Consider the following 21,918-nt stretch of genomic DNA (forward strand, 5'->3'; position numbering starts at 1 on the left):
CCGTAAAATCTTTATAAAACAAGATATTATGGCATTTCCGAAATTTTCACAATAAAAAAAATCCTCACAGTACTGTGAGGATTTTTTATCTAATAAGGGTTGATTTATTTCTGAACTGCTTTTTTCATGGCAGCATCCGGGCGTAAAACTCTGTAACGAACTTCAACATCTTTCGGAACATAGAATACCAATGGTAATTTACTGTTATACCCTACAATTTCCGGCTTAAGGGTTACAAACTTATTGGTCAGTTTTTGCCCCGGACAGGCCATTAAAGTGCCTCCCGTCTCACCGTTGGATTCTACTTCATAATAGTTGTATCCCCATCCCTGAAGATCCTGGCTTTTCATGCTTCCCATCAAGAAATAGTTGTTGCAATCTAATTTTTTTTCAATTCCTGCAAAAACTTCAACTTTTAAATCTCTTTCATTTTTTTCTATGGGAAGTTGAATATATACTTGTTTATATCCTTCTTTAGCTTTTGGGAACATTTCAATCTGCAGTTTTTCAAACTTCTCAGCCTTCTTTTGAGCGAAAGCATTTACACCAGCCATCAATACCAATCCTGCAATTAAAGTTTTTGAAAATTTCATTTTATTTGGTTTAAAAATTTAATTACTACCCTATAGCCAAAAATCATTCCAAAATCTGAACACCACTTCCTTTTGTATGCGCATTCATCTGTGGTGCATAATAATTCTGCATCGTAGTAATTCCGTTTGAGAATTTTCCTGAAGCATTTGCCACCACATCATATTCAAAAACATATTTTCCTTTTGGCATATACTGAATATAGAAATTGGTAGAAGCATCTTTTGTTGATTGATAATATCCAAGGTTGTTTTTCCACTGATATCCGGATAATGCATCAAGGGGTTCAAATCCTGCGGCGCGCATATCTTTAATATGGATAAACTCCATTGCTCTGTCAGTGTTCAAAATCATTCTTACGGTTACTTTATCTCCAACTTTCAATGGTGTTTCAGGTGAAATTTTCTGAAGCTCTTCGCCATTTACTGTTTTTACCTTTTTATAGAGTTCCTTGTTTACCGAAATATAATTTTCAGAAGATTTAATTTTATCCAGATCCTCATAATATTGCCAGAATAGACCTCCTTGAACGATCCCCGGACCAGGTTTGGTAACGGTAACAGTTCCCAGATTTTTATCGATCACATCCGCTTTTACGGCAGATTTCACATAACCTGTTGCCTGGGTTTGAGGTGTCAATTCTTTTCCTCCCCAAACAATAGTGGCTTTATCGCTATCCGCGCCTGTCCATGATTTCCCTGAATTAAGAATAGTAAAGATCACTTCTGAAGTTCCTCTTGAGCTTCCCCATGAGTTTACTTCTTTCTGCGTCACTAACCAGATCTTCATATCTTCTATAAAATTTTGATCGTTAGATTTAAGTTTGTTAAATGCTTCCAATGCTCCCGCCTGATTGACTACTTTTGAACTGAACCATCCCCAGTCATTCAGGTTCTGTTTCCAGTACACTCCTTGTGTTTTTGTATCTGTAGATGTTTCTTTAAGGTAGGTCATCAGTTTATCAGAAACATCTTTCAAACCGTAATCGTTCATCAGCAATGCTGCGCGGTGAAGCCCGAAAAATGTAAAATCTGTAATCTTTGCTGTTTTTGCTTTTTGTTTTACCAAAGATTTTAAAGCAGCTCCCTTACCTTTTAACGGATATTGTTTTTCCCAATAATTACGGGTATCAAGGAAATCAAGTACCCAGTTGTTCCAGATATTTTTATCTTTCGTATCCCAGTATTTATCAATTTCGTTGTCTACATACTGGATCAGTTTTGTCACTAATTCTTTCTGATCTGCACTTTGATAATCTTTCATATTATCCTTTAACCAGGTGTTTATTTTGCCTAGATTTTTAAGGATGTATAATGATGTTCCGTATGAACTTGGGTATCCTGCATACCATGAGAACCCTCCGTCAGGATTTTGTAATTTTTTGAAATCATCCCAATCCTGATTAATTGAATTTCTCATTGTGTTGGTATCAAACAACAATGCTAACTTTTGCATTTGTTCACCTTCACTTTTACTTTCAAGAACCCATGGAGTCTCTTCAAGTAACAATTGTTTCAACTCCTGATTCTTCTCAAGATTGGAGTTTAATAATCCTTTATTCTGATATTCTTCAAAAACGGTTTTCATTTTTGGATTCGCCTTAAATACTTCTGAAGCTACTACATCTGCAAACCACTTATTGAAGACTACATCTGCAGAATTGTTCTGATCGTTTTTCAGACTTGGCAGCGCAAACATAATCTCCCAAATCGGGTTGGTTGTCAGTTCAAGGGTATTGGACACATTGGATGCTGTTGTAGATGTATTATTCTTAAGGTTATCCAGTACAAATGTTTTGGTTTCTCCTTCTTTTACAAAAACAGGAATGGCATCGGTCACCAACATTCTATTTGGCAATACAGCCACGGCCTGCTGTTCTCCGTCAGAAAATGCGCCTGCTTTCGCCACAACTTTTAAAATAATAGAGGAAACATTGTTGGGAACTTTTAATTTCCATGTTAAAGCTCCGTTTCCGTTTTCATTTAAAGTGAAATTTTGTGTAGCCGAATTCAATCCGAATTTAGAAGAGATATCTTCGTTGGTAAATGCATCCAGGATTCTAAGCTCTGCTGAACCATTCATTTTTTTATCGGTAAGGTTGGATAGTTTTGACTGCAAGTTCAGTTCATCCCCTTCTCTTAAAAATCTAGGATAGTTTGGAGTTACCGAGAATTCTTTTTGAGTAACCACCTGTTTTTCTAATGTTGCTGCTCTGGCATCTTTTGTGTGAGCAAGAAACATTAATTTCCATTTTGTCAATGCTTCCGGAGAAGTAAATTCGAAGTTTACATTGCCTTCAGCATCTGTTTTCAGATCCGGATAAAAGAATGCTGTTTCGTTCAGATTCTGACGTACCGGAACTTTTTCCAGATCTTCTTTTTGTTGTGCCTGACCAGCAGCTCCGACAGCATCCGCTGCAATAGCCTCTTCGTTTTGTACAGCTGCATTGTTTGCAACTCTCATTTCTGCTACTTCACCGGCAACAGCAGACCTTTTGGCGCGAGCCATTGGTGCGGGAGGAGCGGAATAAGCAGGGCTTTTAACTCCTTCCTGACTGGCTATTCCCGTTTCTGTGATTGTTGAAATATAATATAAATCTCCATCAAACCAGTTAAAGTTCGGCACATTTACATAATTCCCATTGAAATATTGAATTCTTTTCTGATAACTTTTTTGTGTCAGAAAGCTTCTCAAAGCGTAAGAACTTACGATATTAAATGGCACATATAATCTATTCCAGCTATAATTGTTTACGGCAAACTGATCCAAAGACATATCGTACATATTGGCAAGCACCTCAGCATTTATTTTTTCTTTCTCGTTTCCGGTCACTTTTACGCTCCATTTTTCTTTTGAATTGGGCTCAAGTTTATCTCTGAATGTTACCGTTTCAATTTTTAAAGGCTGTTCTGTATCTTTTATTTTCAGTGTAACAGATTCTGTATTAATGTCATTAAATGCTACAATCTGGAACTGAACATTAAGTTGAGATACATTTTTATCCTTAGGAACATCTACCGTATACTCCAACATTCCTTTTTTCAGTTGATATGCTTCTGTAACAGTCTTTCCTAAGCCATCCTGAACATATACATTGACCAAAGCATCGGGAATTGCTGAATACACAAACATTTTAGCCTTTTCTCCTCTTGACACTTCTTCTTTCGGAGCAATAACCGCAAGGAATGTTTTTTGAATAGGTTTCAGTCCATTTTTATCCCACACACTGAAATATTGGGAAGACTTTATTGTATCCTTTCCTTCCATATTGAAAAGCTCCAACTGATAATCTCCGGCTTCCAGTTTTCCGAGTTCTAATTCTATTGATGGCTGCTGTTGTCTTTCTACCACAACTTTTTCTGTTTTCCAGTTTTTGATTTCATCGTTTTTATCAAACAGATCATGTGGAAATTTAGCAACAAACTCACTTTTGGAATATGTTGGCAGGTTCTGAACTTCTGTTTTAAAGTTGCTTCTGAAGATTCTGTCCGGAGCTGCAAGTCTGGACAATTTAACCTGGTAAGATTTTTTCAAATCCTGTTCATTATAATTTTTTGTCTGAACTTTTAATTTTACATTTTCATCAGTGAACGTATTTTTAATATCATCAGCCTGAATATAATGGGATACGGAAGCTACTTTCAATTGGGTATTTCCTGATTGGGTCTCTCCGTTAATATCTGTAACGGAAGCATTGATCTCATAGTTATCAATTTGTATTCCTTCCAGTTTTTCATCTTTTTTAAGGTCAAGGCGAATGACAAATTCTCCCTTTTCATTCGTTTTAGCTTCTCCCAGAATTGAGTTCTCATTATCATTATCCTGCGGGTACCACCAGAAATACCTCCATCTTATATTGTGTTTTTTAATTTCATAATTCACGGTGGTATTGCTCAATGCTACTCCTGAGAACATCATGGCTTTTCCTTTCAGCTCAATGGTCTGGCCATATTTATATTCATCTTTTACAGGATCAAAAGTTACTTCAAACTTGGGTCTTTTATACTCCTCTACTCTGATATCTTTATATCCGCTATTGGCATCTGTTCTCAGGTAAAAAGTACCGTTCAGTTTCCCTTTTGGCAGCATAAAACTTCCGTGATAAGAACCAAATTCATTGGTAGTAAAATTCTGAGAAGAAACTTCCTGATTGTTTGCATCTACCAAAGTTATTTTTTGCTTCAATCCTGAAAGTACAGACTCTATTTCTTTATTTATTCCGGTGTTGATAACCTTGAAATATACGGTCTGCCCAGGACGGTAGATAGCTCTGTCTGTAAAGATCTGGGCAATGGTACGGGATTCTTTATTGGGATTGTTATCCTCTGCATAGCCTCTCGTTCCATATACCTGCATGATTTGGAAATCATTGGTTTTAGGTTGCTGAACAAGGAAAGTTCGATAATAGTCATTACTTGTACCGGACGGAAACTTAAACACTCCCTTTTCACTGGTTTTCCCTTCGAATTTATTCAGTGTTTTATTGCTTACAAATTCATAAAATGTAAGGCTTTCATTTGTTACAGGTTTACCGTTTTCACTGTTAACCAATTTCAATTCGTTTGAAATCGGATTTCTGTCTGCTTTGGACTGGTACACGATTTTATTTCCCGAAACCAGCATGTAGAAATTCTGTTTAGAGTCGCTATCTTTCGGATCTGCTCCTGCCACAGAATATTCTACAACGTAAATACCTGCAGGAAGAGGTTTAATTTCCAGTGAAGTTTTATGAACCTGATAATCTTTTGGGTCAGAAAGCTGGTAGTTTTCTTTTCTCACCAGACTCTTTTTAACCTTTCCATATGTGTTTCCGTATGAATTCTGAACATATTGCATGAATGAAATATATTCTCCTTTTACCTCATAAATATTTAATGAAAAATCACTGATATTTCTGTATTCAGCAACAAAGTGAACAGGCAGGTTATTTTGTGTCTGCTGTTCAAATTTAATGTTCAGCAAAGGATTTGTAATTAACTCTTCTTTATATCTTATATTTTCGATAAAAGGAGATTTCGGATACTGAGCTTTTGCCTGTGCAGCCACAGCAATGGCTTCTTTTTCTTTCTTTTTGGCGGTAAGTTCATTCATGATATCTTCCATGATAAGGACTTTATAATCGCCTTCCACATTTGATTTCAAAAGAGACTGAAGTTGTTCCAATTTATCTTTACATTGGTTAAAATTACAATTATCAACCAATTTTTCTTTCATAAAATACAGCTTGGAATTTCCATTATTCTGTGCAATCAGTTCATCAAAAATTGCATTGATAACAGTACGGTTTACTGTGAGCTCATTTTTCGTAAACAGGCTATTTTCAGAGAAAAAGCTTACTTTCTTTATCCCGTACCAATCAGATAAAGATGGAAAATAGGTGATATCTTTAGTATCAGAAAAGACTTCTTTATATTTGGTTAAAGAAATTTTTTTCATTTCTGACTTTTGCTGATCAAGTTCCTGATAATTTTTAATTAAATAATTTTTAAAATCAAGTTTACTCCAGGTCTCAATCTGGGAAAGATCCTGAGAGTTGACATTGGTTCGTCCATTGATTTTCCACGAATTCTGATTGTAGTAATCAAGGAAGAAACCATTCAACAGAACATCATATACCAGCTTTTCTTCACCTTTAAGTTTGGCTTTCGCTGCCTGAAGTTTGGTGAAAAATTTTGAAGCGGCATCATTCTGATCATCGTCTATCGTTTGGTTGACAATACTGAATTCCGCCTTTAGGGAACGGATCAGCTGGAGAGTGTTATTTTCTTTCATTGCCTGGTTTTGTATATCTAAAATGATGGGAAGATTAGATTTATAAGCCCCTTTTTTAGTGTTTTCAATAATTTTTTTCCATTGGTCATCGTAACTTTTTTGTCCGAAAACCATTGAAAAGCTCAGCAATAAAAGCAAAAGCATAAAAATCTTGGAAAATCTTTTCATATATATTAATTTTGAAAAATGAACATTTTAAAAATACTGAAAAAAACCATCATAGACAGTCAAATTTATGTCTCTTTAGTGGGAACTCTTTTTGCAGTATTTTTTATGAAGGAGCAAAACACATTCCGTTTCCCAACGGTACTGCTTATTTTCATCACTTATTTCAGTGGCTACCTTTATACCAAGTATCAATACACCAGACATTTTTTTAAAATTTTGATTTTAAATGCAGTGGCAGGAATTATATGTGCTTTTCTTATTATTCACAATCACAATGAAGTAAGACTGCTTAAATGGTTTATCATTGTTGTGCTGGGCTTGCTTTACAATAGCTTTTTTCTTGATGTTTACATCCGGAAAATTCCACTCCTGAAGGTCTTTTATGTAGGCCTGGTGTGGGCTTTGGTCAATTGCTGGCTAACGCTTCCGGAGTTCAGTCTTCCGATTTTTCTGATCAGTTTCTTCTTTATTACGGCCTTGGTACTTCCTTTTGACATCCGTGATATGAAGGATGATACGGTAAAGACATTCCCCATGTTAATAGGGGTTCAGAATACAAAATATATAGCGTATATTCTTGTTTTTATCAGCAGCTTAATCGGAATATTCCATCTTAAACCAATCTATGCTGTTTCTTTTTTTCTCTCGAGTATCATTACTTATATTTTTATTTATTTCGCTGAAAATAAACGAGATGATTCGTACTTCTCATTCGGAGTAGAAACTTGTTCTGCACTTCCTTTTTTATTTTTAGTAATAATGGAGTATTTTTGACGAATGATTATCAAGAAGCTTTCTCTTTACAATTTCAAAAACCATTCAGAAAAAAAATTTGAATTCTCCCCACAAATCAATTGTTTTGTAGGAAATAACGGGGTGGGAAAAACCAATATTCTGGATGCCCTTCATTATTTATCCGTAGGAAAAAGTTTTTTAGGAAATACAGATCTGAATAATATTAAAACAGACGAGGATTTTTTCACCCTTGATGCTGAAATTCAGAATGAAGACAGTGAAGATATCATCAGAATTACCCAACCGAAAGAAGCCAAAAAGATCATCAGGAAAAATGATAAAAGCTATGACAGACTTGCCGACCATATCGGTTATCTGCCCAGCGTAATGATATCACCCTATGATTCTAATTTAATTTCGGATTCCGGGGAAAGCAGACGAAAGTTTCTGGATGCTATGATTTCTCAGACGGATTCTGAATATCTTTTTGACTTGATTCAGTATCAGAAAACCATACAGCAGAGAAACGCTTTATTAAAATATTTTGCCAAAAACAGAACGTGGGACAAGGATTCGTTGGAAATCTATGATGACCCAATTACCAGATTCGGGACAAGAATATTTAATAAAAGAAAAGAATTTGTAGAACAACTGAATCCTATTGTTCAGAATTTCTACCATATTATTTCAGGTGGAAAAGAAATGGTATCTGTTATTTATGAATCTCATTTACTGGAAGATTCTTTTGAAAACCTTTTAAAAGAAAGCCTGGAAAAAGACCGCATGCTTACCTATACTTCAAAGGGAATTCATAAAGATGACCTCCTTTTTGAAATGGATCATATTTTAATTAAAAAAATCGGTTCTCAGGGACAACAGAAGTCTTTCCTGATTTCATTAAAACTGGCTCAAATGAGCCTTGTTAAAGAGCTTACCAACAAAACACCTATCCTTTTGTTAGACGATATTTTTGATAAGCTTGACGACACCCGTGTTGCACAGCTGATTGAACTTGTCAACAAAGAAAGCTTTGGACAAATTTTTATCACAGATACCCATAGGGAACGTACGGAAAGTGTGGTGAAGAAAATTAATGAGGAAAGTGTAATTTTTGACGTTTAAGGGGGGCCGAGATTCGTGTTACGGGTTTCGAAATACGAATTATGGTGTGTAAAAATACTTTTAGGTTATTAAATTTAAACTATGTAAGGAGGAATGATAAATCCAGAAATAGCTTGTAAGTAATCTATTTTTCTTTATCTTACCTTTCATAAACACACAAATGATATGAGCTACAGAAGTTTAGATATTTACAAAATAGCTTTTGAATTGTTTTTAAAAACACATAAAGCATCCTTTCTTCTTCCCAAATATGAATTATTTGAACTCGGAAATCAATTGAGAAGATCATCTGACTCCGTAATTACTAATATTGTTGAGGGATATGGCAGATCAATATATAAAAATGACTACATTCGCTTTCTCGTATACTGTCACGCCAGTAATGACGAAACAATTAATCATCTCGAAAAGCTCATCATCCTATACCCTGATATTTCTAATGAATTTGCAACCTTACAAAATGAATACAATATATTAGGTGGAAAAATCAATGTATATAAAAAATGGGTAAAAGAAAACTGGAATGAAAATAAACAATAGAATTTTTATAAAGCTACTATAAATCGTATATTCCACCCCATAAACGCAATTCACGAACCACGTAATACACATTACATAACACGTATCTCGAACCCCGCAACACCACTATGAAAAAGAAAAAACGTGAATATCAATCCTCTGAACTGGTAAAATCTTTTGCCAGAATTTATGGTTTTGAAGATAAACTGATCGCATTTGACATCAAAGACTTTCTTGAAGACTATCTGGATGAGAGTTTGTTTAACGAAATCAGAAGTGTGAATATTGATAATGGATGTATTATTATCACCATTAATTCGCCGTTACTGAAGCATGATTTTAAAATGCGCAAAAGCTTTTACCTGAAGAAGTTTCAGGACAAATTTGGTGCAGACAAATTTCAGGATCTTCAAATACTTTAATTGTTCTCCTGAAGCCATTAAGCTTTTTAGCCTTTACAAAAAAATAATGATAACAGCTACCGCTATTTTTTAAACAGATCACTTTAGTATCCAGCCCTGACAAATCCTACTCTACCTTAATATTTTCATTAATGATTCAAAAAACATTTTTAGGCCATCAGTACACGAACTCTGATTAATAAAAAAGACTATCCCGCTTTGAAATAGTCTTTTTATATATTTTAATGCCTCGATATGTTAATGTTCTTCTTCCGATTTATTTGATATCGTACTGCTCATCAGATCGTCGGCTTGTTTATCTAATCCTGAACGCAATGGCAGGAAAAATTTTAGCGGATGTTTGGTAAAATATCTGAAAATCTCTTTATAAATTTCGCTCACCTGTCCGAAGTTCATTTTTCTTGACCTGAACGCCAGGAACATGGATAAGCTGAAGCTCACCAGGAAGTTAAAGAACCCAATCAAAAAGACGGTAAAAAAAGACATCCAGAATGTATATGAGTCTACTGAGAAATCCTTCCCGTATAATCCTAACGCAAAGTTTCCGGCGGCAAAGGTAATGTGTCTGATATCCAGGTCAAGACCGAAAAACAGACCTACAGGAGCCGTAGCCCCAAGAAATACCCCAAACCAGAAATTGGAAACAATCCCCGGCCAGTTTTTAGCATAATATTTTGAAAGTCCTTTGGCAAACTTTTTCCCAAAGAAACTTCTGATCGAAAGGTTTTTGGCAATCCTTTCCGGGATCTGATAAAAAACAGAGTTATTACCGATATTTCCTGAGATAATCCCTGAAATAAACAGGTAAAAACCTGCAATACTGGCATGCAGAATAGCTTTAGATTTGAAAGGATCAAGATCTTTTAATAATTTATCAGAGCGGTCAACAGCAAGATTTTGTGAGAAAAAAACATCCAGTCCATAAATAATGGCAAGTGCTATCGGAAAGGCCAGCAATACATTCCCTACAAAGGCAATAAACTGACTTCTGAATAATTTTGACACAAGATGGGCAAATTCTGTATTATTTCTTTTGTTGTTTCCTTCTTCAGATAACACCTTGGTCATTGTTGCAGCGGTCATAGCAGGCTGCTTTGTTGCCAGTGTGAACCCCATCAGATAAATCATCACAAATCCCATTGCATAATTCATTGAATATAAAAAAGCATGGGAAAAATCACTTCCCGGAATATATCCGTATAGCATTTTCAGGACACAAAGGGCACCTACTATAATTCCTCCTCCACTCGCTTTATAAAACATTGTCATATATTCTTTACGGGTAGAGGTGATATAATGGGCTCCTGCTTCTGCAGTATGATTGGTAATAAGATGCGAGATCAGTCTTGTACTGTCATTGATGAGATCTGCAATATTATTCTTATGAGATTTATAGCTCAGGATATTAAAGACCAGTTGTTTCGATTTAATCAAAACATCTTCGTCATTATCAATAACCAAAAGTTGTACGATTTCATAAATCCTTTCCGTCTGCTGGCGAATCTTCAGCAATGACTGATTAATCTTCCCTGAAATACCATATTTAGCAGAATTTTTAAAAGCAATATTCACAAACTCAAGGCATTGCTCAGCATAAATCTTAATTTGTTTATATCGGCTATCTTTTGAATGCAACTGTAATTCCGGATCTTTTACGAGATCTTCAGCCAAGGTCTCCAACTCATTTTGAAGAGCCAGAAAAGGATTATCAAGATTTCGGTATTGTGGGGCCATTCTTACAACTTCCACTTCCATTGCCATTCCCGTTACCCTCCACGAGAGGATATTCATAGAGAAAATAAGTTCTTTTTTTACATTGGCTCTGGTAATAAAATCGGATGCTCCGATAATCGTTAAAAACTCATCGATTTCGTTTTCAGGAAGGTTGTGCAGGTGTCTAAGATCTTTTTTGGGCCTTAAGCTCACATTGTCGATCATGTACCATACGGTCTTCTCATTTTCGACAGGTGGCAGCACCTTATTCAGGATTCTTTTTTTAAGTTCAGGGAAGAAGGCATTTTCAGACAGAATATTGGCTTCTGTAAGAGACAAATTGAAGGGCCTTCCTTTAAAAATGTTGTGGATATAGTGTTTAAAATGTTCTGCATAATTCGGATTGCTTCTGAAAAAATTGAGCACATCCGTAAAATCTGCTCTTTTTACACTCTCCAAAAACTCTGCAAAGGGCTCCAAAGAAAGAGTTTCGTTCTTAAAAGAAAAATATTTTTTAAGAACTGACTCAAAATTTGTGCTGGAATTTAAGAATTTCATTAGTACAAAGATACTATTTCAAACTCACATTCCTCATCTGTCTCATGATCCAATTATGTTTCTTTCTTAAATAGGGAGATGGATTTTTGGGATCGTACTTCTTTGGATTGGGCAATACGGCAGCAATCCATGCAGCATCTGAGGCACTTAAGTCTTTTGATGGTTTTCCAAAATAATATTGGGCAGCAGCTTCTACTCCGAATACACCTTGTCCCATTTCGATAGAATTCAGATATCTTTCAAGAATAATGTCTTTACTCCACACTTTTTCAATGATAAAAGTATAGACAGCTTCCAGTCCTTTTCTCAACCAGCTCCTTCCCTGCCAAAGGAAAACATTTTTTGCGGTCTGTTGAGAAATCGTGCTTCCTCCTCTTATTTTTTTACCCTGCTCGTTATGCTTCATCGCCTTCTCGATTGCAGTGTAATCGAATCCGTCGTGATCGAAAAACTTCTGATCTTCAGAGGCAATGACGGCTTTTTTCACATTATTTCCCATTTCATCATAGGAAATATAGTCTCTGTGAAGTTTTCCGTATTCAAAAAGACCTCCTATCTGCGTAATGGTAATAGGAGGATTAAAAAATCGTCCCCAGATAATGAACACTACATTCAGCACAAGAATGATGAAAATAAGTTGTTTAATTTTTTTCCACATAACTTTATAAAAAGGAAAGGCAAAAGTAAGCAATAGTACGGCTTACTGCAACTCTTTCATGTAAGTCAGCTGATAATTTGGCAGAAGTTCAGGATGAAAGATTTTGATATAGTCTTTAAGAATAAGGTCTGCTCTTACAGCGCCACTTTCAAAGAAATCATTAGCTCTTTGTCTTTCTTTACCAGATAATGTATATACTCTTCCTTTATTGAAAACTTCCAGCTTTTCATATAAAGGGTTTACTTTCTGCATTTCTTTTTTTGAAGCATAGCTTCCGGCATTCACCCAATACTGTACATGGTTTGTTTTTGCAAAAACCTCTTCAAAGCTCATGGTTAAAGATTTTTCATCTTTATTATCTTTCATTATATATGATGCATTGGCATCAGCAATATAATGGGCCACAGAAGTATTTCCTCCCGGAAGGTACCATACATTGCCATACATTTCATTAGCCAGAACAACCGGTTTCTCTTTTGCTTTCAGGGCAAGCTGCTTCAATTCATTATAGCTTTTCTCAATTTCCTGATATTTAGCACCGGCTTCTTTTTCTTTTCCCAGAAACTCCCCAAAAAGCTTTATATAGGCTGTTTTTTCTAATGGTTGTTGTTCCATATATTCATCCAGAAATACAACCTGGATACCATTATTTTTCAATAGTTCATAGGTATTGTCAAAGCTTGCTATGTGATTGGTAAAAATAGCATCCGGCTTCAACGAGATAATTTTTTCAACATCATACTTCTGATCACTTCCTACATTCTGAATTTTCCCTTCTTTAATCAGGTTCTGGATCTTTTCCGAATAAATATACTCCGGACTTGATACACCAACGATTAAATTTTCTGCTTCCAACTCCGAAATATACCCTGCCATACTCGCATTTAAAAGGATAATTTTTTTAAATGGAATCTGGTTTTTCTTAAAATTATAGGTGAAATTTCCCGATTTCAAATCAAGTGTACCATCATGGTCTTTAAACTGGGTACGGTCTGAGATATTTGTCCAATCTGAGGACGAAATTTTTGGTTCTCTTTTACAGGCAATTAGCGAAAATACCGTGAATAAAAGTAAAATTTTCTGTTTCATCTTTCAAAGAACGGAAAAAAGTGCTATATTTGCAAACCTTTAAACGACAAGGTAACACAAGGCCTCGTGGCGCAACTGAATAGCGCATCTGATTACGGCTCAGAAGGTTACAGGTTTGAATCCTGTCGAGGTCACAAACAGCTAAATGGCGCCAACTAAAGACAGTTAGCGCCATTTTTATTTTGGATAAGAATGAATAAATTTGTAAATGTTGGATATAAATTATTCAAAAAATTTAGAATCTAATAATCTTTCAAACATAAAATCAAATAAAGGGTTGACAAAGAATTTTACAGAGTTGGAAACTCGTAGAGATTACATAAATAATCAATAAAAGCGAAAAATTAAAAATCTATACTTTTAAACTGATGGTAAATTAAATTAATATTTGATTAAGTGCACTTTTATAACACCCTAAAATAAATTCAGTATAATATAACTGTGCATCTAATGCCTGAGTATTATCATGGAGCTCTATGCGCTTGGAAAGTACGATCTCTCCCTTGTAACTAAATGCACAGAATGAATACACTTTAAATCCCGAATTTCTTACAGATGCAGCATATCCAGTACAAGTAATTCCCCAATCTGTTCCAAATGATTCAGCAACCTTTACAGCCATTGTATCTGCCATTTTTTGGGTTTCAAAACCATTTTCATGAACTTCAATTTTATTGACATTTAAAAATTTAGCTTTTTCAGGCAATGTAAAGGTCGTTATTCCTCCTTTGTAAAATAGCTTTGCATTATGCATCTGGGAAAAAGCCAGCTGTATTAATCCCGAGGTTACACTTTCCGCTATAGAAACCGTTTCATTCATTGTAATGAGTGAATTACTGATATAATCAAGTAAACTTTGTTGAAATTTCATTGCATCTGCTATTTAATATTGATCTAAAAAACTTTTTTTAGGCTGCTGAAATCTATGTTCAGATAACGTCATAATCATTCATGGTTGTTACAAAATAATGCTCAATCATTTCCTTGGCATTGTTGCACATTGACAAAAGATCTTCTCTGGCCATATCTTCAAAAATGAAATCATCATGAACTTCAATAATGAACTCAGTCACTTTTTCGGCGTTCATCAGATCATAAGCCATTAAATCATTTAAATTATCTAATCTACATTCCTCCTTAAAAAAAGGAAGTTTTCTGGTAATGGAATTCTTAAACTGAAAAAGGTGTATTGTTTTCATGACTTTTGATATTAAAGTGATAATAAGAAAGTCTGTTTTGTATTTAAACATGTTGTTTACTCATGAATGTTCAAACAGTTTTTTATGGACTCAGTTGATGAAAATTTTTACATATCTATCATTCCCATACTATGGATGAAAAGGACAGAAACCATGGGTATCCATCCTTGATTAATTAAACCCTTTTGAAAACATATCTGCTATTTTATCGGGATTTAATATGCTCATTGTCAAAATTGAGAATCCTTAAGTCTATTAATTTTATCATGGTGTATATTGGCTTTTTCCAGTCTTTTTTTACTACTACGATGTTTTCAAATACCAGAGAACAGCAGTCTAAAATTGCACAATTTATGATGATATAAACTTTATGGATTTGGTGAATTCCTGATTATTATACTACAAAGATGGCCGTTTCAGTATATAGTAAGCTATATATATCCGGAATAATCTTACATATATCCCACCTTTTATAAGTCTTCCAGATTTCCAAGACGTCTTTGTTTCAACTGCTTGTAAAATGAAGGGGAAAGCCCTGTAATCTTTTTAAACTGGTTAGAAAGATGGGCTACACTGCTGTAATTGAGTTTATAAGAGATTTCTGTAAGATTGAGTTCATCATATAACAGTAATTCTTTTACCTTTTCTACTTTATTAATAATAATAAAATGCTGGAGTGTCATTCCTTTTACTTCTGAAAAGGTATTGGCAAGATAAGTATAATCATATCCTAATTTTTCACTTACATAATCTGAGAAATTTTCTTTTGGGAGTTCCTCTGAATAATGAATCATTTCTATCACTACATTCTTTATTTTCTCTATCAGGATACTTTTTTTATCATCTAATACTTCAAGTCCTGTTTTAAGTAAATTTTCTTTCAGAATTTGTCTTAGTTCGACGCTGATATCATCCAGTAATTCTACAGTTCCCAAATCTACAATAGCATTTTTAATGCCCAACCTTTCTAGTTCCCGATGGACAACCATTTTACAGCGCAAACTTACCATATATTTTATGTACAACTTCATCTCCCTTACTATTTATATCTGTCAATTATTTCATTAACAGTCATTTAACCAAAGTTAGTCTATTAAATCGGAAATATCTATGATTTATGCAACAAATTGAAAGACAATTGCAAAGCTTTCCTTTTTTAATGATTGAAATTTACAGTTAACAAAAAAATATTTCACAATGTCAAAAGAAAAAGACGGAAAAAAGAAATCAGATAAAACTCCACCCGCAAAATCCGCAAAAGAGAAACGGGAAGATAAGATGAATAAACGAAGAGACAGGGAAAACGAATCCCAAAATACCGGCAACTAAATGGTATCTCTGAAAAAAGACGGAATTATACTCAGAAAAACAACATTAGACTTTGAGAGTGAAGGTGTTTTAAACCCCGCAGTTATTAAGGATAACGGAAAAATACATTTATTATACAGGGCAGTTGCCAGGAATAATTTCTCCAGTATCGGATACTGTATACTATCAGATTATAAGACTATAGAAACCCGGTTGAGCAATCCGGTTATCATGCCCAAGTTTGAATACGAAAAACATGGTATTGAAGATCCTAGAATTGTAAAAATCGATAATTTATTTTACCTTACCTATACGAGTTATGACGGGATTAATGCATTGGGAACACTTGCAGTATCAAAGGACCTTATATCATGGCAAAAACGAGGTATTATTGTTCCCAAAATTCCATACAACAAGTTTAGATTTTTATCAGAATCTCAAGGTGAAGTAGGAGAAAAGTACAGACGCTTCAACAAACTCACGCCTACTTATAAAAAAAATAAAGATGTCTTCCTGTGGGATAAAAATGTGATATTTTTTCCAAGAAGAATTAACGGGAAGCTTTATTTTCTTCATCGCATAAGACCCGATATCCAAATTGCAGGTATAGAAAATATAGAAGATCTGAATACTGATTTCTGGAAAGATTATTTCCTTCACTTTAATCAGCATATCGTATTATCTCCCAAATATGAGCATGAGGTAAGCTATATTGGCGGAGGATGCCCCCCTATAGAAACCGAACATGGGTGGCTTTTGATATACCATGGTGTACATGATACCATTGAAGGCTATGTTTACAGCGCATGTGCTGCTTTACTGGATCTTGATAATCCTGAAAAAGAAATTTCAAGACTTCCTTATCCTCTTTTCAAACCCGAAGAAGAATGGGAACAGAGGGGAGAAGTGAACAATGTCTGCTTCCCTACAGGAGCCATCGTAGAAAGAGATACACTCCATATCTACTACGGAGCTGCAGATAAAAGAATAGCTGTTGCTTCTTTAAGTGTTCAGGAATTACTGAAGGAATTACTACAATACACATCATAACTGGCTATTCACTATAGCATGTCAGACTTTAAAACAGATATCAACATGAATAAAAATATAAAATCAGACGTGGAGGAAAAGATAAAGAGACGATCTGTACAAAATAAAAAAAACACAATTAATTATAAACCAGAAATCATCTTTATAAGTACTTTTCCTCCTAAGGTGTGCGGCATTGCAACGTATTGTCAGGATTTGATAAAATCTCTACAGTTAAAGTTCAGAGAATCATTTACTATAACCATCTGTCCAATGGAAACAGAGGACGAACACTATCATTATACAGAAAACATTGAATATAGCTTAAATACATCCGATGCTATTTCTTATTTGGAGCTGGCTTCTAAAATCAACAAAAATGACAATATTCAATTGGTTGTGCTCCAGCATGAATTTGGATTTTTCACTGAAGCTAAAAACGGATTGCTGCTTTTTCTTCAAAATGTAGAGAAAGACGTCATCATTACTTTTCACACAGTTCTCCCGAAACCGGACTGGGAGCTAAAAGAAAAAGTAAAAGAAATCAGCAGTTTCTGCAAATCTATTATTGTAATGACAAGTATTTCTGCGGATATCCTTTCTTATGATTATGATATTCCTGCTGAAAAAATTAACGTAATACCCCACGGTACTCATTTATTGCCATTTATCGATAAAACTTCACTGAAAGCGAAATACGGATTTAGAGATAAAAAGATACTTTCAACATTTGGTTTATTGGGTTCTGGGAAAAATATCGAAACCACTTTAGAAGCTTTGCCTGAAATTATTACAAAAAACCCCGATGTAATGTTTCTGATTATTGGAAAAACGCATCCCGGCATCATTAAATATGAAGGTGAGAAATATCGTGATTTTTTGGAGGATACTGTTAAGAGGCTCCATCTGGAAAATCATACTCATTTTATCAATCAGTACCTGCCTCTAGATAAGTTGTTGGATTATCTTCAGCTTACCAATATCTATCTTTTCACTTCAAAAGACAGAAATCAGGCAGTAAGTGGTACTTTTTCCTATGCCATCAGTTGTGGCTGCCCTGTGGTTTCCACTCCTATTCCCCATGCTTTGGAAGTACTGAATGAAGACCTGGGAATCATTATTGATTTTGAAGATCCGAAACAGCTTGCTGTTGCCGTGAATACATTACTAAAAAATGAAACTGCACAGGAAAAATTACGGTCAAATAGTTTGGAAAAAATGGCTCCCACAGCTTGGGAGAATGCTTCTATTTCACATGCCCTATTATTTCAACAATATAGCAAAGATAACATGACATTACATTATGCATTCCCCATCATCAATCTCAGCCATATCAAAAATATGACAACAGATTTTGGAATGATCCAGTTTTCTAAAATCAATAAACCTGATATCAATTCCGGGTATACTTTAGACGATAATGCCCGTGCTATGATTGTAGCCTGCAGACATTACGAACTAAACAGAGATGAATCTGACCTAGATTTAATCTCAACTTATCTTAAATTTATTAAATTTTGTCAACAACCGGATGGTAGTTTTCTTAACTATGTAAATCAAAACAAGGAATTTGCTCAGCAGAATTATGAAACTAATCTTGAAGATTCCAATGGAAGGGCTATCTGGGCACTGGGATATCTTCTTTCAATAAAAACAATCTTACCTCAACAGTTTTATGATGAAGCAGAATCAGTAATTGAAAAAAGTCTTCCATTGATTGAGAAAATCTATTCTACCCGGGCAATGGGCTTTATCATCAAAGGCTTACATTATCAAAATTCAGAAATCAATATTCTATTATTGAAAAAACTCGCTAATCGTCTGGTGAAAATGTACCAGCATGAAAAACACAAAGACTGGCATTGGTTTGAAAGCTATCTGACCTATGGAAACAGTTTACTTCCAGAGGCTTTATTATGTGCATGGATTACTACCAAAGACGATATGTATAAGCAAATTGCCAATGAATCATTCCGGTTTCTGCTTTCTAAAATATTTATTAAGGGGGAAATCAAAGTAATTTCAAATAAAGGATGGCTGCAGAAAGAAACGGTTAAAAATCCTGAATCAATTGGCGGAGAACAGCCCATAGATGTTGCTTACACCATACTGGCATTATCTACATTCTATCAAGTTTTTAAGGATGAAAAATACATACAGATGATGAGGAGTGCTTTTAATTGGTTTTTAGGAAAGAATCATTTACATCAGATTATTTATAACCCTGCAACTGGTGGCTGTTATGACGGCCTTGAAGAAAAAAATGTTAATCTTAATCAGGGAGCGGAATCAACAGTCAGCTACCTCATGGCAAGGCTCTGTTTTCCAAAATAATTAGTTTACTTGTTTTCAATCAGCAGCCAATCCTATGATTAAAACTCTGATATCACTCATTTATCTGCAACTCTGTAATAATACCTTAGGTATATGATCTGTAAGGCTTCTTCTTTTTCCGGCTCCAAATTTATACAATTATGGGCATAATCAAAGATTTTTTATAAATATCAATCTCTCAGTAAGAAAAAGATTCCCGATACTAACAATATGTTATAACTGTAAAATAAAAAACAAGTTGTAATACAATAAGTTATAAAAACACCACCTTTATACTGCAGCAATTAAGTTATATTAAATTCCATCTTATGAACACAAATCACTATAAAGGCGACAATTCTTTCCAAATTCCTGAAAAACTGAAACTTGCAGTCAAAACAAATTTATAACTTTCTTGCAAAGAAAATTAAATATTACGACAGAATTGACGCATTAAAAGTTATGCTAATATCCTTAAGAGAGTTAAAAATAGTGTATTAATTCTACTCCATATACGACAATAATAAATAGAATCACATGACTTGCAGCATATTAATGTAATTGATTAACATATACATTTACTGTTCATAATAGTTGTACATTCTCATTAGTACAATTGACTCTCCCCTAAAAAGGAGGGTTTTGTTATATACACTTCTCCTAGGCATTAGAAAGGTTAATATCAATAGGATAATTAAGACTTTAACAATTTTACTATACAAGTGTTTCCATGATATGCGTGCGATGATAGATGTTATAACGGTCTTGAAGAGAAAAATTTTATCTCAATCAAGGAGCGGAATCAACAGTCAGTTATCTCCGGGCAAGGCACTGCTTTCCAAGAAAACAACCCTTAATTCTCACCTTATCCGTATACTAATATACAATAGTTTATGGAACTATTGTAATAAAAAGATAGATTAAAAAAATAGCGATCAATACAATTCCCTGCATGATATTAGTTCTGCCTGTTGCCAGTGAAACAGTAATAATAAAAAGCGACAGTCCTAAAAGTATTGTTGATTTGATATCTATCCCCAATGTCATCCTTATACCGGTTATTACAGATATAATGGCAATCGCAGGAATACTTAGCCCGATACTCGCTAAAGCTGAACCAAAAGCCAGATTTAATGAGGTTTGAATCTGATCACTTTTTGCAGCTCTGAATGCAGCCAGACCTTCCGGAAGCAGAACAATACCAGCAATAATGATACCTACAAGAGATTTAGGGGCCCCCAAAGAAATAACTATATGTTCAACATCCTTTGAAAGAAGTTTTGCCAACAAAACAACTATTCCCAGGGATAAAATTAACAATATACAATTGATATACAATTGTTTTCTGGAAATTATTTTATTATTGCTTTCTACAGGCAGGTTCTTGGATAATTTGTTTTGTGGAGAAATGAAAAAGCTTCGATGTCTAAAAGTTTGGATCATGGTAAATCCAAGATAGAGTCCCAAAGAAATCAAGGCGATAAAAAGCAGTTGGAAGGACGTGTATTCGCCTCCGAGGTGACTTACCGTATAATTGGGCAGAATAAGCACAAAAATAATAACAGAGGTAAGCGTGATCAGTGCAGTACTTACCCCTTGTAGTGTAAAACTTTGTTCTCTATATCTTAAAGAACCTATTACAATACAGCTCCCAATGATTCCCGTAAGGATTATCATCACTGCTGCAAAAACCGTATCTCTGGCAAGAGTAATAGTTTCCAACCCCTTCGCTCCCATCATAATGGAAATAATAAGCCCTACTTCTATGACCGTAATGGCAAATGCCAAAAGTAAAGTTCCGAATGGCTCTCCCAAACGATGGGCAATAACTTCGGAATGGTACACCGCAGCCAAAACACTTCCTATTAAAAATAAAGTAAGAATCACAGAGTAATACCCTGAAGAAAAAACAGAATTTCCAACATAAGAAAACCATGCCAGGATAGGAATCAAAAACTTCCACATCCCTAAATATTTTTTTATATACATAAAAACATTAATAATTTTTTTACCATTGAATTCTCTTTTGAGAAAATCAGCAGATTTATATTCTCCTTTTCAAAAACAGTTTTATAAACGATTTGAAGCGGAACAGAGAGGTATGCCGAAAGTATTAAATAATGAAAGAAAAGAAGTGAATACGCTGGTTTTTTATAGTCCAGATTGTCAGCTCAATGCAATTGTTCAGCAAGGTACGAATAATCATTCACTTATTTGAAATTATATATTAGTATATTAATTTTGTAATCATCCCTAGACTTATAACTTCTATTACTATATCAGAGTAATCAAAGCTGTGCTTTTATGAAAAACCCGGATTTCAGATAGACAAAACAAGCTGCAATTTTGTAAAAGTGTGATATGTGCAACATAAAAGAAACAATCTATAATACAATAGATTATTAAACGTCCAACTTTGTAACGTAGCAATGAAGTTACACTAAAATCTACCTTATGGACACAAACCACAACAAAGGCAACAAATTTTTCAAAACTCCTGGAGACTGGATTGAACAGTCAAAACAATTGAAAGAAAAGTTTTCAACATTAACGGATAACGATCTGAAACTTGAAGAAGGTCAAGAAAAGGAAATGTTAGAAAGAATCGGAAACAGACTAAGAAAAAACCGTGAAGAAGTTCTCAATATTATCAAAGAAATCAATCTTTCATAAATTGTTTTCAAGGACAGTTAAAGCCAATGAAAAAGATATATTTATTAAA

17 protein-coding genes and 1 tRNA gene are annotated in these 21,918 nt (G+C 34.5%); 9 read left to right on the top strand and 9 right to left on the bottom strand.

Annotated features, from left to right (window positions below; genetic code table 11):
* Positions 1–104 precede the first annotated feature (104 nt).
* A complete protein-coding gene (locus C1631_RS05635; protein WP_103247517.1) occupies positions 105–593 on the bottom strand; it encodes an ecotin in 489 nt (162 codons plus the stop codon).
* 43 nt (positions 594–636) lie between these two features.
* A complete protein-coding gene (locus tag C1631_RS05640) occupies positions 637–6,531 on the bottom strand; it encodes an alpha-2-macroglobulin family protein (protein WP_109711003.1) in 5,895 nt (1,964 codons plus the stop codon).
* Positions 6,532–6,549: 18 nt separating this feature from the next.
* Between C1631_RS05640 and C1631_RS05645 the strand changes: the two genes are divergently transcribed.
* From C1631_RS05645 to C1631_RS05660, 4 genes are all read left to right on the top strand, one after another.
* Positions 6,550–7,305, top strand: a complete 756-nt coding sequence (locus tag C1631_RS05645; RefSeq protein ID WP_109711005.1) for a UbiA prenyltransferase family protein — start codon at positions 6,550–6,552, stop codon at positions 7,303–7,305.
* Between the two features lie 3 nt (positions 7,306–7,308).
* Positions 7,309–8,388 (top strand): DNA replication/repair protein RecF, encoded by a 1,080-nt coding sequence (recF, locus tag C1631_RS05650; RefSeq protein ID WP_109711007.1) that lies wholly within the window; start codon positions 7,309–7,311, stop codon positions 8,386–8,388.
* A gap of 165 nt (positions 8,389–8,553) precedes the next feature.
* Positions 8,554–8,928 carry a four helix bundle protein gene (locus tag C1631_RS05655; protein WP_109711009.1) on the top strand — a complete coding sequence of 125 codons (375 nt, stop codon included), beginning with the start codon at positions 8,554–8,556 and terminating at the stop codon, positions 8,926–8,928.
* Positions 8,929–9,035: 107 nt separating this feature from the next.
* Positions 9,036–9,329: a hypothetical protein gene (locus tag C1631_RS05660; protein ID WP_103250059.1), complete on the top strand. Its 294-nt coding sequence runs from the start codon at positions 9,036–9,038 to the stop codon at positions 9,327–9,329.
* Between the two features lie 237 nt (positions 9,330–9,566).
* Here the strand turns inward: C1631_RS05660 and C1631_RS05665 are convergent, their stop codons facing one another.
* Genes C1631_RS05665 through C1631_RS05675 form a run of 3 tightly spaced genes read right to left on the bottom strand, consistent with a single transcriptional unit; the run spans position 9,567 to position 13,347 of the window.
* Positions 9,567–11,600, bottom strand: a complete 2,034-nt coding sequence (locus C1631_RS05665) for a transporter-like protein (RefSeq protein WP_109711011.1) — start codon at positions 11,598–11,600, stop codon at positions 9,567–9,569.
* Between the two features lie 13 nt (positions 11,601–11,613).
* Positions 11,614–12,258, bottom strand: a complete 645-nt coding sequence (mtgA, locus tag C1631_RS05670) for a monofunctional biosynthetic peptidoglycan transglycosylase (RefSeq protein WP_103248754.1) — start codon at positions 12,256–12,258, stop codon at positions 11,614–11,616.
* A gap of 42 nt (positions 12,259–12,300) precedes the next feature.
* A complete protein-coding gene (locus C1631_RS05675; protein ID WP_109711013.1) occupies positions 12,301–13,347 on the bottom strand; it encodes an ABC transporter substrate-binding protein in 1,047 nt (348 codons plus the stop codon).
* A 60-nt stretch (positions 13,348–13,407) separates the two neighbouring features.
* Between C1631_RS05675 and C1631_RS05680 the strand changes: the two genes are divergently transcribed.
* A tRNA-Arg gene (locus tag C1631_RS05680) sits at positions 13,408–13,481 on the top strand.
* A 242-nt stretch (positions 13,482–13,723) separates the two neighbouring features.
* Here the strand turns inward: C1631_RS05680 and C1631_RS05685 are convergent.
* From C1631_RS05685 to C1631_RS05695, 3 genes are all read right to left on the bottom strand, one after another.
* Positions 13,724–14,218, bottom strand: a complete 495-nt coding sequence (locus tag C1631_RS05685) for a CinA family protein (protein ID WP_103248752.1) — start codon at positions 14,216–14,218, stop codon at positions 13,724–13,726.
* A gap of 58 nt (positions 14,219–14,276) precedes the next feature.
* The gene (locus C1631_RS05690) at positions 14,277–14,546 is read right to left on the bottom strand and encodes a heme oxygenase (protein WP_228441038.1); all 270 of its coding nucleotides are present in this window, start codon (positions 14,544–14,546) and stop codon (positions 14,277–14,279) included.
* Between the two features lie 470 nt (positions 14,547–15,016).
* Positions 15,017–15,577, bottom strand: coding sequence for a helix-turn-helix domain-containing protein (locus C1631_RS05695; protein ID WP_228441041.1), 561 nt, complete (start codon positions 15,575–15,577; stop codon positions 15,017–15,019).
* Between the two features lie 166 nt (positions 15,578–15,743).
* Here C1631_RS05695 and C1631_RS24495 point away from each other — a divergent pair, with 166 nt between their 5' ends.
* The 3 genes from C1631_RS24495 to C1631_RS05705 all read left to right on the top strand — a co-directional run bounded on the left by C1631_RS24495 (position 15,744) and on the right by C1631_RS05705 (position 19,217).
* Positions 15,744–15,875: a hypothetical protein gene (locus C1631_RS24495; RefSeq protein WP_262510197.1), complete on the top strand. Its 132-nt coding sequence runs from the start codon at positions 15,744–15,746 to the stop codon at positions 15,873–15,875.
* Positions 15,876–16,904: a glycoside hydrolase family 130 protein gene (locus C1631_RS05700; protein ID WP_109711015.1), complete on the top strand. Its 1,029-nt coding sequence runs from the start codon at positions 15,876–15,878 to the stop codon at positions 16,902–16,904.
* 252 nt (positions 16,905–17,156) lie between these two features.
* Positions 17,157–19,217 (top strand): glycosyltransferase, encoded by a 2,061-nt coding sequence (locus C1631_RS05705; protein WP_228441044.1) that lies wholly within the window; start codon positions 17,157–17,159, stop codon positions 19,215–19,217.
* Between the two features lie 870 nt (positions 19,218–20,087).
* On the opposite strand, the gene C1631_RS05710 is transcribed toward C1631_RS05705, so the two are convergent.
* Complete coding sequence (locus tag C1631_RS05710) at positions 20,088–21,185, bottom strand: calcium:cation antiporter (protein ID WP_103247408.1); 1,098 nt, start codon at positions 21,183–21,185, stop codon at positions 20,088–20,090.
* A gap of 465 nt (positions 21,186–21,650) precedes the next feature.
* Between C1631_RS05710 and C1631_RS05720 the strand changes: the two genes are divergently transcribed.
* On the top strand, positions 21,651–21,869 hold the full coding sequence (locus C1631_RS05720) for a hypothetical protein (protein WP_103247406.1): 219 nt from the start codon (positions 21,651–21,653) through the stop codon (positions 21,867–21,869).
* Positions 21,870–21,918: the final 49 nt, after the last annotated feature.

Source organism: Chryseobacterium phosphatilyticum, from assembly GCF_002899825.2.
Lineage (GTDB): Bacteria > Bacteroidota > Bacteroidia > Flavobacteriales > Weeksellaceae > Chryseobacterium > Chryseobacterium phosphatilyticum.